Source organism: Chitinophaga agri (assembly GCF_010093065.1).
Taxonomy (GTDB): domain Bacteria; phylum Bacteroidota; class Bacteroidia; order Chitinophagales; family Chitinophagaceae; genus Chitinophaga; species Chitinophaga agri.
In genome coordinates this window covers 85,987-98,184 of record NZ_CP048113.1, presented here as the reverse complement: position 1 = coordinate 98,184, position 12,198 = coordinate 85,987, and the positions used below count along the sequence as shown (strand labels likewise).

General features: G+C 47.7%; 9 protein-coding genes. 3 read left to right on the top strand and 6 right to left on the bottom strand.

All coding sequences use genetic code 11. The annotated features are described in order from the left end of the window. Nucleotides 1-40: 40 nt before the first annotated feature. The 4 genes from GWR21_RS00410 to GWR21_RS00395 form a co-directional block, all read right to left on the bottom strand. Nucleotides 41-2,020: a sensor histidine kinase gene (locus tag GWR21_RS00410; RefSeq protein WP_162329812.1), complete on the bottom strand. Its 1,980-nt coding sequence runs from the start codon at nucleotides 2,018-2,020 to the stop codon at nucleotides 41-43. 95 nt (nucleotides 2,021-2,115) lie between these two features. Next, complete coding sequence (locus GWR21_RS00405; protein WP_162329811.1) at nucleotides 2,116-3,144, bottom strand: LLM class flavin-dependent oxidoreductase; 1,029 nt, start codon at nucleotides 3,142-3,144, stop codon at nucleotides 2,116-2,118. A gap of 439 nt (nucleotides 3,145-3,583) precedes the next feature. Further along, complete coding sequence (locus GWR21_RS31635) at nucleotides 3,584-5,821, bottom strand: helix-turn-helix domain-containing protein (RefSeq protein WP_162329810.1); 2,238 nt, start codon at nucleotides 5,819-5,821, stop codon at nucleotides 3,584-3,586. A gap of 54 nt (nucleotides 5,822-5,875) precedes the next feature. Beyond that, nucleotides 5,876-6,769, bottom strand: a complete 894-nt coding sequence (locus tag GWR21_RS00395) for an SAM hydrolase/SAM-dependent halogenase family protein (RefSeq protein ID WP_162329809.1) — start codon at nucleotides 6,767-6,769, stop codon at nucleotides 5,876-5,878. A 119-nt stretch (nucleotides 6,770-6,888) separates the two neighbouring features. Here GWR21_RS00395 and GWR21_RS00390 point away from each other — a divergent pair, with 119 nt between their 5' ends. Together GWR21_RS00390 and GWR21_RS00385 are read left to right on the top strand one after the other, a co-directional pair. Continuing rightward, nucleotides 6,889-7,227: a four-helix bundle copper-binding protein gene (locus GWR21_RS00390; protein ID WP_162329808.1), complete on the top strand. Its 339-nt coding sequence runs from the start codon at nucleotides 6,889-6,891 to the stop codon at nucleotides 7,225-7,227. Continuing rightward, nucleotides 7,227-7,784, top strand: coding sequence for an HD domain-containing protein (locus GWR21_RS00385; RefSeq protein ID WP_162329807.1), 558 nt, complete (start codon nucleotides 7,227-7,229; stop codon nucleotides 7,782-7,784). The genes GWR21_RS00390 and GWR21_RS00385 overlap by 1 nt, the downstream gene beginning before the upstream one ends. Nucleotides 7,785-8,468: 684 nt before the next feature. Here the strand turns inward: GWR21_RS00385 and GWR21_RS00380 are convergent. After that, nucleotides 8,469-10,451 carry an alpha-L-arabinofuranosidase C-terminal domain-containing protein gene (locus GWR21_RS00380; RefSeq protein ID WP_162329806.1) on the bottom strand — a complete coding sequence of 661 codons (1,983 nt, stop codon included), beginning with the start codon at nucleotides 10,449-10,451 and terminating at the stop codon, nucleotides 8,469-8,471. A gap of 436 nt (nucleotides 10,452-10,887) precedes the next feature. Here GWR21_RS00380 and GWR21_RS00375 point away from each other — a divergent pair, with 436 nt between their 5' ends. Further along, nucleotides 10,888-11,550, top strand: a complete 663-nt coding sequence (locus GWR21_RS00375; protein WP_162329805.1) for a hypothetical protein — start codon at nucleotides 10,888-10,890, stop codon at nucleotides 11,548-11,550. 69 nt (nucleotides 11,551-11,619) lie between these two features. Here GWR21_RS00375 and GWR21_RS00370 read toward each other — a convergent pair whose 3' ends face one another. Continuing rightward, on the bottom strand, nucleotides 11,620-12,162 hold the full coding sequence (locus GWR21_RS00370) for a hypothetical protein (RefSeq protein ID WP_162329804.1): 543 nt from the start codon (nucleotides 12,160-12,162) through the stop codon (nucleotides 11,620-11,622). Nucleotides 12,163-12,198: the final 36 nt, after the last annotated feature.

Sequence of the window (12,198 nt, the reverse complement as noted above, 5' to 3'; positions counted from 1 at the left end):
TAGGATCGGTTATTTCAGGCAAAAATATAAAAAAATATAATCAAGTGTACGCCGGTAATATAACTGTAAAGGTGGCGCCCTCCTTTTCGACTGATTCTCCGTAGATAATACCATGGTGGGCGATCACTATTTTCTGACAGAGTGCCAGTCCGATGCCACTTCCTTCATATTCTCCCCTTCCATGCAGGCGCTGGAAGATCACGAAGATCTTACGCGCATATGTTGCGGCAAATCCGATACCGTTGTCCTGTACCTTTATTTCGCAATAAGGCGTACCATTCTGCAGCTGCGGATGTTCGGCCACTTCCTGTGGCGCCATCATCCGGGAAGTGAGACTGATCACCGGCGGCACATCTGCCTTACTGAACTTCAGCGCGTTACTCAGTAAGTTCTGGAACAGCTGTGTCATATGCAGCGGGATAGCGTTCACTGTGCAAAGGCTATCGTAGTTGATCGTCGCGCTTTTCTGCTGGATCAGCAGGTCAAGGTCTGCAACGACCTGCTCCAATGTTTGCCGAAGGTCTACCTTTTCAAATAAGTGATCCTGGCGGGACACTCTTGAAAAGGCCAGCAGGTCCTGGATCAGGGTGGTCATCCTGGTCGCCGCATTCCGGATGATACCGAGATTGCGTACGCCCGCTTCATTCAGTTCATTCGCATACTTATCCTGTAACAGTGCGGAGAACATGTTGATCTTCCGCAGCGGCTCCTGCAGGTCATGGCTGGCTACATAGGCAAACTGCTCCAGGTTCTGATTGACGATATTCAGGTCGATGTTAGCTTTTTTCAGTTCGCCGGTGCGCTGTTCTACGAGCTTTTCCAGTTCCTGCTCGTTGTCTATCATGCGCTGACGCAATGCTTTCTCTTCTCTCAGATCGCGGGAAATAGTGGCCCGCCCCTGCGACATACCCGTTACCGGATCGTATACCAGCATCGTCGTGCCATGAACGGGGATGGCTTCTCCTGTACGGAAATGACGGTATAATATTTCGCCCGACCATTGTCCCCGGCTGAAGAGGTCTTTGTTCACCACCTCCTTCAGACGCTCCCGTTCCTCCGGCATCAGGTATTCGCTGTTGTGCCTTTTTGCCTCTTCAAGTGTCTGCAGGCCGAGCAGTTTGAGACCCGCAGCATTCACATAAGACACATAACCATCATCACTTGAAAGGCTTACGAAGTCGCGGCTGTTCTCGAGTAACGCCAGCAGTTTCTGCTGCTCTCTCTTGGCTTCCAGCTCCGGGCGGAGATCGCGCAGGGATGCTCCGCGGCCAATAATGTGATGGGTCCTGGGATCCCGGATAGCGGTATAATCTGCGTGAAAAGGAATCGTTTCTTTTGTGAGATAATGTTTCAGGTAGATCCTGCCAGCCCATTTCCGGCCTTCTTTAAGCAGGGGAAGGATATCTGTGCTGAAGGTCTGATAGCTATCTGTTACATAGAAGTCTTTGTCTTCCAGGAGCGATACATCCAGATCCAATGGAATGCCCAGGAGTTTCCGGCCAGACGGGTTTATATAGAACAGACGGCCATCGATATCTGACGCCGCCATACAATCTGAACCACTTTCTACCAGGGAAAATAACATCGCCTGTCTTTCCCGGCTTTTGCGCTGTTTGGTGATATCCTGGGCTGTTCCTGCAAAGCGGTAAGCGACTTGCTGTTCATTGAAGTAAGCCTGTCCGATACATCTCAGCCAGCGTAATTTATTGTCAGCCGCACCAATGGTACGGAATTCTATATCATATTTACCGCCGGCATCTCCTGCCATCGCTTTCTCTACAGCGGTGTTCACCAGCTCCTTATCGTCGGGATGTACGTACGTGAGTACACTTTCATAGGTGGTGACGTTTCCTTCCGGAAAGCCATACAACTCACGGCAACGGTCATCCCATATAACACGCTTGTTGATCGGATCCATGTCCCAGGTACCCAAACCGGCAGCCTGCAACGCAAAGCGCATCCACTCCTGATATTCTTCCCGGTAGGTCACCGGATCTACTCCCTTATCTTTTTGTTCCATGCGGTAAAAACAGACGAATTTAAATTGCTGTTCGTGTAAGTAAAAGAACAACAATTCGCAATATCCGCAAATACTACGTAAATGTCAGCACCTTTTTATGAAACATCCCGCGGTTCGAGGTTGAATATGTCTGCCAGCAGCTCATATGATCGGAACCAATCTTCCACCTTCTCGGCCATGGTGGCTGCCACGATCTCATTCACACCATAATCGTCAGCAAGCTTTAGCATACGCTGCTTTACCTGTTCAGGTGTTCCTGCGATCATACGCCCCCTGTTCTGCATCACGCGCTGCCATTCCATATCTGAATATTCGTAGTCGCGCACCTCTTCGTAAGAAGGAAACTGATCGAATCTGCCTTTTTCAAAACTCAGTAGCCGGTAATCCATCATTGCCTGTAGCTCATCTGCCTTTTCCTGTGTATCTGCACAGAATACAAAAATGCCCACACTGGCAGCTGGTTCACTTAGGAACTGAGATGGTTTGAATTTCTCCCGGTATGTTCTCACCGCCTGCGGGCCCCCTACAGGATAAATAAAATGTGCAAAAGACAACGCCCAGCCCTGCCGTGCAGCGAGTAAACCACTCTCTCCGCTGGATGTCAGCATCCATAGCTGCGGAACCGTATCAATATGCGGGATTGCTTTCACCTTCTCATGCACGGTACCGGGCTCACTGGAGTCGGATAAATATCCTTCAAGGTCATTCACCTGCTGCACAAAATCCCTGGGCTCAAAGGTATTGGACGGATTAAGCACATGCGCCGTCAGCCGGTCTCCGCCCGGCGCCCTGCCTATTCCCAGGTCAATACGTCCCGGATACAGGGCCTCCAGCAAACGGAAGTTCTCCGCCACTTTCAATGTGCTATGGTTAGGCAGCATCACGCCACCTGATCCCAGGCGGATGTGTTTAGTAGCTGCTGCCAGTCTTGCTATCAGGATCTCCGGCGATGCGCCTGCCAGAGAACGGGTATTATGATGTTCGGAAAGCCAGTACCGGGTGAAACCCAGGCGATCCGCCAGCTGTGCCAGCTTTACACTTTCCTGCAGGGATTCCACTGCGTTGCTGCCCTTTCTGATGGGCGATTGGTCTAATACGCTGAGACTTAATTTCCTGTCGGCCATATGCTCTTCTTTTTAGAATGATTGTTCCAAAATTACAAAACAATTGTGATATAGCGGGTTAGCAGGGCATTTTTGACAGGAAGGAAATGTACAGGGACACCACCATCGAAAAATGATTTTTATGCAGTCGGGAGATGATTATTGACAGGTGACGAGCAGGAAGACAGGATGAAAAGGCCTGTGGTGGACTTTCGTTAAGTAATCTACGGTCTCTGTTAAAGCGATCAGACGGCGCGCTTTGACAGGCATAGGAAGTAGTTCATGCAGATAAGAAGAGGGTGTACCCAAAGGTATAATACACCCTCTTTTTATTCGGGGAACCGATGGAACCGGTTGGTCATTCAGGCGATGCCGAGAACGTTCGCTTATTTTTGATACACCCTCGTGTGTAAATAAGGATGTTCGGTCACCTGACAAAGCTCGCAATGAAAAGCCCGTCTTATTCCATTACCTTGCGATAATGAGCCTGCACGGCCCGGATCTCGCCCCAGCTCACCTCATCTCCCAACCTTGCCTTTATAGGCGCTGAAGCGGTTACTCCCAGTTCCTTCACCAGGACCAATATCTTTGAGATCTTCTTTTCGTCTATGAAGCGGTCTATCTTTAGCTCATCGTGTGCCACACAATCTGCCAGGTGGCTTTCCACTGTGCTGACTGCCAGTCCCCTTTCTTCTGCAATTTCAGCCAGCGTTTTTCCTGAAAGGTATAACTCCAGCGTTCCTCTTCTGCTATCTCCTGCTTCCCGGGGTTTCTTTGCCGGCTTCTCCTTCTCTTTGTCTTTTTCCTTCTCCTTTTCTTTGGCTTTCTCTTCCGCTACAGGCCAGCGCAGCTTTCCATAGTCGGGCAGCCCTTCGTTAAACTTCACATTACCATAGCTGGCGTCAGCGAATAACTGTAACCTGTTCCACAGGAAATGTTCTATACCAGACAGCTGCAGCACGTATTTCTTTACTTTGGCGATACCTTTTACCAGTTCTCTTTCTCTTCTGAGTGGTTGAATTAATCCTTCATAGATCTCATTGGTAAAATAGGCGACAGCCTTTCCCATGCGTTCCTTCAGCGCAGCAGTATTACCAGTGCTCAGGACCTCTTTCAGCAAAGGCTCCAGTTGCTGACGGAACTTTAGTCCGACGTCATGGAGTTGCGCTGCTTTCTGCTGCATGTTACGACTGAGGTTCCCTGCACTCTCCATCCCGGTCATTTTCTTATCCTTCAGCCAGACAGCATGCAGCTGCAACTCTCCCAGCATCTTTTCCGCACTGAACAACTTTAGCAACTGCTCAGCCCAGAAAACCAGCTTGTCACCTTCCAGCAGCAGTTCCAGCTCCTCTTCCTTATGAAAGTTCTCTGAAAACTGTTGCACCTGCTGGTCTGTCCGGATGGCGCCGGGATGTATGCGGGAATGTAGTACCAGTCCGTCAAGAGAGGTACAGCGACTCAGCGCCACATATACCTGTCCGGGGGCAAACGCATTACCCGCATCAATGATCGCCTTTTCAAATGTCAAGCCCTGGCTTTTATGAATAGTGATGGCCCAGGCCAGTCTGATCGGATATTGTTTAAAACTACCCAGTTCTTCTTCATCCACTGATTCCTCCATTTTATTCCAGGAATAGCGGATATTTCTCCAGGTTTCCTTCTCTAATACGAGTGTATCTTCTCCACCTGCCAGCTTTACAACGATTTTGTCGTCCGGCAGGATATCGGTCACTGTACCAAGTTTACCGTTAAAGTAACGGCGGACCTCTGCCACATCATTTTTGATAAACATGACCTGCGCGCCGAGTTTGATACGAAGGTCCATATCCGTAGGTAGCGCCTTATCGCTAAAGTCTCCTTTTATCTCGCCGGTGAACGTATACATTTGTCCTGGCATTGCTGCCAGACGGGCATTATTGATCTCATCCGCGCGGCGGTTGTGAGTGGTCAGCACGATATATTGTTCATCATCGCCCGTAAAGTGCGGCAGGTAGCGCTGGTTCAGTACTTCCAGGTCATCCCAGTCCAGGGTGCTGTTACGCACACCATTCAGCAGATTGATGAAGGTAGCTTCATTCTGACGATAGATCTTATTCAGTTCTATGAACAGCGGGGCCGTTTGCCGCATGACCCTTGCATGAAAGAAGAATACGCTTTCATAATGGTCCTTCAGGAACTGCCACTGATCATCCGGCATGACAGGCGGCAACTGGTATAGGTCTCCGATATAGAGTACCTGCACACCACCAAAAGGCAGCAGGGGCTGTCCACGGAAATGCCTGAGAATGGCGTCGATAGCATCGAGCGTATCCGCCCGTACCATACTGACTTCATCTATAATGAGCAGCTCCATTTCACGAAGGAGTGCTTTTTTATCGTGATTGAAGCGAATATTGCGGAACAGTGCATGGGTATCAGTCACCCCGTTATCCACACCGAACAGATGTGCACCGGAAGGTACATAAGGTCCGAAGGGCAGTTGAAAAAAGGAGTGCATCGTCACACCTCCGGCATTGATTGCAGCGACTCCTGTCGGGGCCACCACCACAGTACTTTTTGTAGTATGTTCCTTTATATATTTGAGAAAGGTGGTTTTACCTGTTCCGGCTTTACCGGTAAGGAAAATGTGGCGGTTGGTATGATTGATAAAGTCTGCCGCCAGATGAAACATCGTATTTGTAGTATCCGGTTGTGGCATCTGAATTTTGTAAGATTAAGAAAAAATAAGCGGTAAAAATAAGCAAAAATCCGGCTACTGCCGACAGATCACTACTGTCCATGCTGGTCCGCTTTTCACATGATGGCGGGAGGAGAAGTCTCCCATATTCACTGCGAATGACACATTGAGCAGGCTGTTCAGGTACAATAATTCTTTTCCTTCCGGCACTGCAGCAAAGGTATTTACAAAGGGCATGGTGCCACTGTACACCTGTTCGCCTCCGCTGCTGATCACCACTTTCAGCACATCCCCGGGTTCAGCCTGTAACCTGGCAAAGGTCTGCTGATCGATATTCGTCCATACATTTCCATATTGAACATCCAATACTGGAATATTTCCCCTCAGCGTATCACGGGCATATTCCGGCCGCTGGAATGGAATAGTCACTACTGTATCCGGCAGTCTGGGGCCTACCTGCCCGAAAGTGATCTTACCGGCAGCCAGTTTCCCGGCTGTATATGCATAGACGTCGCGGCCATGAAAGGTGTAAGAGGCGCCGGAGTTCTTCCTTCGGTTCACGGCCTCATTGATCTCCCGGACTTCCGCGATCCCCATTTGTTTTGCTACCAGGGTGAGTGTACCGTTATCCGGTGTCACGAAGTAGTGTCCTGTCCTGGTCTTTAACACGACGGACTTTCGTGCTGACCCCACTCCCGGATCTACCACGGATACAAATACAGTCCCGGGTGGCCAGTAAGGAGCGGTTTGCTGGAGGCGATAAGCCGCCTCCCAGATATTATACGGGGGTATTTCGTGTGTGAGGTCGAACATAGGAACATCGGGCGACAGGGAGTAGACAACACCTTTCATTTCAGCAACCGCCCCGTCTTTCAGACCAAAATCAGTCTGAAACACCAATGCGCGTTGCTGCGCAAGGCCTGAAAGCCCCATTATGATCAAACAATGGAAAAGAAATATATGTTTCATCGGCGCAAATTAGCAAATTCTCTCACAATATAGGCTGAGCATGCCTGCTAAGATTTGTACGGTATTTGAAGTAGTTAGCACAGAAGCTTTTAGATTCTTAACCACAATAAATATCTACTATGCAAACAGGTTATCATTTTTACAAAGACTGTATTGATATGTGCCTTCGTTGTGCCGCCATCTGTAATCACTGCGCATCATCCTGTACAGCGGAAAAGGATGTAACAATGATGGCCAAATGTATCCGGCTGGATATGGAATGTGCGACGGCCTGTTACGCTGCTGCCCAGTTAATGAGCCTCGGAAGTACCAGCGCTGTACAAATGTGTTCAATTTGTGCCGATATTTGCGAAGCGTGCGCGGCCGAATGCAGTCAACACAGCAATCCGCATTGCCAGGAATGTGCGGAGGCCTGCAAACAATGCGCTGCCGCCTGCAGAAAAATGCTTATATCCTAATGGACCAACTTATTCAGATTAAACACTTTGCCAGCGAAGCGCATGGCGACCAGCGGCGTAAATTTGCCGACGAACCTTACATCAATCATCCTGTCAGGGTCATGGAACTATGCAGGGAATATACGTCAGCCCTTCCGGTACTTTATGCGGCACTGCTGCATGACGTACTGGAAGATACTGCCATAACAGCGGAAGAGCTGTCGGTCTTCCTGCATAGCATATTATCTCCTGAAGACGCTGCCAGGACGCTGACACTCACCATTGAGTTGACAGATGTTTATGTAAAAAAGAACTTTCCAACATTGAACAGGCGTGCACGCAAACAAAAAGAAGCGACACGTCTGGGTAATATCAGCCCGGAAGGCCAGATTATCAAATACGCTGACATCATCGATAATGCCAACGATATTGCAAAGGCGGAGGATGACTTCGTACCTACCTTTCTGCACGAGTGCCGCCAGCTATTAAAGGTAATGACCAATGGAGATCCGGTATTGAGGCAGCGGGCCAATGAACTGGTGGAACAGCAGCTTGCAGCGGCGACGGGTAGGCCCTGATCCGTCAGAGATATGCTACTCATACCGCAACGCCTCGACCGGGCCCGGTCGCAATGCTTTCTCTGCGGGATCGTATCCGAAGAAGACACCTGTTATACTTGCGTTTCCGGTAGGCCGGTCGCTGATAAACGTGCCATAGTGGTTATATCCGGATGGAAGATGGTTTAAGATCCATCGTAAATCCAGTATGCTTCGTGGTCAGGCATATTAAGATGAAATGAATAATAACTAACCTTATTCATTCTCATCACTTCTACTAAATCATACTTATAACGCTTCACTGCAAATCAAATAATGAGTTAACAATAATGCAGGCATTACTTATAACAATACCGGCTTTTTTACTACAACTCGCTGAAGGCATAGCAATTATGAAATAACAAAGTCATACTGATCAGTATATGATCATTGTTATCAACCGCGTTTTCGCGCAAAACAAACAGTAAAATAAGGGGAGATAAATTATACCTGAAACTAACACCGTAGAACTGGTCACATCAACTTTCAAGCGTTAAAGAAACTGCTAACAAACAACGTTTCTATTCCAGCAATATTACGTCTTTTTCGAAAACAAAAATACTTTCTGCAAATTTTTTAAAAAATTTCTCTGCACGAGAATAACAAACCGGAAGACCCGCTTTCTGCATAGAAAGCGCGCCTTCCGGTTATGACCAGCTAACGTAATTATTTATACGGTACCTGAATTATATTCAATGAATTTGCTTTCACGGACACGGATACATTGTTCTTTCCGGGCGTGATGATCTGCTCTTCCGGTACGACCACAGAAGGCGCCTCCAATGTATTGAAATCTGTTTTGTTCTTTGCTGTCAATACTGTTTGCTTAGCCGCCCCTTTTGCGGTAACCGCACCTTCCAGTGCCACTTTATACGTCACCGCCCTATCTGTCGCATTCACTACTTTCAGCAAAATCCTATGTTCCGCTTTATCAATGGTAGCACTGGCATAGATGCCTTCCTGTCCGGTAAGTGGCTGACCATCCGACGTGACCGGGATCGTATGTGTACCTTTGTTATTAGAAAACAAGCGCTGCACGTAATAGTTAGGTGTTCCTACAGAACGGAGATTATCGAACCAGATCAGGTCAGGACGCCATTGCCATGCATCGACGTGTGCCAGTAACGGCGCATAGGATGCCATCTGTACGATATCTGCATTCCTTTCCAGGCCTGTCATAAATGCGGCTTCCGCCAGTGCGCTCTCCCATGTATTACGGCCTTCTGCGGTATCTGTCTCTTTTTGCCCTTTCGGCGTTTTCACATGTGCCGCATATTCACCTGAAAAGATCTTCGGCCCTTTACGCTCGTAATTATCATAACGATCCGCATTCTTAAGGAACCACTCCGGCGGCATATAATAATGTTCATCTACCAGATCGGCTTTGGAAGGCTTCAGTTTAGACCATAGGTAGTCAAACCGTTCACCACTGGAAAATGGCCCTACACTGGATACCAGTTTTATCTCAGGATGTTTCGCCTTCAGCACTTCTTCAAAGCGCTGGTAACGGGCCACATATTGACTATCCCACTGTTCATTACCTACTCCCAGGTGTCTCAGATTAAATGGTGCCGGATGCCCCATTTCTGCCCTCAGTCCACCCCATTTGGTAGCAGTACTGCCATTTGCAAATTCTATCAGATCAAGGGCGTCCTGTATATAAACAGCCACGTCTTCATCCGCAGCGACCTCTCCTGTGTTGAACTGACATGCCATACCGCAGTTAATAATAGGCAGTGGTGCTGCACCGATATCTTCTGACAACTGGAAATATTCATAGAACCCCAATCCGTAGCTCTGGAAGTAGTCGCCTGGTGCACGGTGCGCGAACTCGGTATTCCAGCGGTTAACGATCAGCGTACGATCTTCTACCTTACCAACTGTCTTTTTCCATTGATACCTGTTCGCCAGATCACGGCCTTCCACTATACAACCACCCGGAAAACGAACGAATCCCGGATGCAGGTCTGCCAGCAACTGTACCAGGTCATTCCGTAATCCTCCCGGACGCTGTTTCCAGGTATCCTGCGGGAATAAAGACACCATATCTATATCCAGGGCACCGTTACCGGCAAATAACAGCTGTATGCCCCCCTTGGCGACAGTGCGGTCTGTCTTCACAGTAGCTGTATATTGTTTCCATTCTTTGCCTACTGCCGGAAGGGTCGTCTGACCGATCACCACTCCCTTATCATCCAGCAGGAGCAGCTTACCCACTAACTGTCCGCCGGTACTGCGGGCAAGTATGGAAAAATTATATAACGTTTCTTTTTTAAATCCCATCCCACGGAACCCTTCGTTGAACAGCCCGTAGCTGCCCTTTGCGGCATCTACCGTGATATGTGCGTACCGGGGATTCGCATCATGCCCCGATTCCCTGTTCACGATCAGCACATTACCTGTCCCCTCTTTCTTCACTTCTTTCCAGCCCATCATAGGCTCCGTAAATTCAAAAGAGCGGTTCTTTACCAGTTCCGCGTAGATACCACCATCCGCCGAAAAGTTAATGTCTTCGAAAAAGATCCCCCACATCGTAGGCTGTACCTCCGACTGCGGACCGTTTACCTTAAGTGTCATCGTCTGAGAAATGGAGACATGCCCTGTCATCAGAAGAAATGCTGTGGTCACAAGTTTGCTTATTCGTTTCATAACGGGATTTGTTAGAACAATATACATTGTATAATCAATATCTACAACAATTATAAGCACTTTTTGTGTTTAAATGACATTTATTTTCATGCCTGCAGAAAAGCAATACACAATAACATTTGCTTCGGAGAAATGTTAACGTTTTACGAACGAGATAACGGACATCTATAAATTGTGAAAACGTGTACCCGGTATTGTTACTACTGCTCCACATCAACAATTTAATAGCGACTTACTTTTTCCAGTAAAGTTTAATGCGCTTATAAAAACTACTCAAACAAGAAAATCACATAATTAATTAATAACCAATACTATACAAAACAGTTAAATCACTTTAACATTTCATTAGAGTATTCTCGCAAGATTTTGGATGAATTCTAGTCAACCATCTTTTATTGAGATCTTTCATTTTTTAACCATTTTAAATTGAAAAACCATGAAAAAGCAATTATTGAGATTCGGCCTCGCGGCAGGCCTTGGAGTAATCGCACTGGCTCAGACAAACGCAGTAAATGCAATGGAAACAAAAGCAGACACTGCTAACTTCGCACTGGATACCGCGAACTTTGTAAGAGACACGGCAAACTTTACACCGGACACCGCGCACTTTGCAATGGACACAGCAAATTTCAGCCTTGACACTGCCAACTTCAAAATGGACACGGCTAACTTCAAACTGGATACTGCTGACTTCAAAGCAGATACGGCTAACTTCTCACCAGACACGGCCAACTTCAAAATGGACACAGCTAATTTCAGATTAGACACTGCCAGCTTTGTAAGTGACACGGCCGCCTTCGGCAAGGACACTGTCAGCTTTTCAAAAGACACTGCATTACTGAAAGACACGGCCAGCTTTGCTTTTAAAGCAGACACCGCAACATTCAGGACTGCAGACACAGTAGCGATCAAAGCAGACACTGCTACTACCAGGGACACCACCAGTTTCGCAGCTAGACTGGATTCAGCAACCGCAGTAAGTGATACTGCCGCTGCCAAACGCGACACAGCAGTTATTAAGAAGGATACTGCTACCGCCCTACCGGCTGATACTTCCTCCGCGAAGAAATCCAAAGCCGTAAAAGTGAACAAAAAATAATTACAGGTCTAATGTAAAGGCCCCGCCAGAAGCGGGGCCTTTCGTTTTATGTACAACTACCTTTTCGATTTAAAAATTGTAGCCGGCTTTCAGCCCCCAGAAACTGTTGGTTCCATCTTTAAACCACATCTCGTACTTCGCCTGTACATCCAGTCCCAATACACGAATACCAATACCGGGCGCGAAAATACCCGCCGTACCCTTATAGGCTTCCGCATCTCCGCCGACAAATGTAGCCGTACCTCCTTCCACTTTCGCATACAACAACGGAATGCTGAACTTATATTTCAGACCTACTCTTACCGGCAACGCCTTGATCGCTTCAGACTTGACAGATAGTCGTCCTCCCTGCCCATCATCGATCGTATACGTCTTGCCGGAGAAATACATGAATCCCGCCGAACCTGTTACCCCAAGTCCTGCGATCAGCTTGATGTCGGCATTCAAACCTCCACCAAAACCCGTGTTATGTGTGTCCTTAAAATCTCCCACTGGAGAACCAATTTCAGCATAAGGACCAATGCTGAAACGTTTCAATTGCGCATTTGCCTTACCTGCAAACATAGCAGTAGCTGCCATGAAAAGGCCAGTGGCGTACAAGGTCTTTAACATAGAGGACATTTTTTTAAAATTCCTAAAAACGTAATT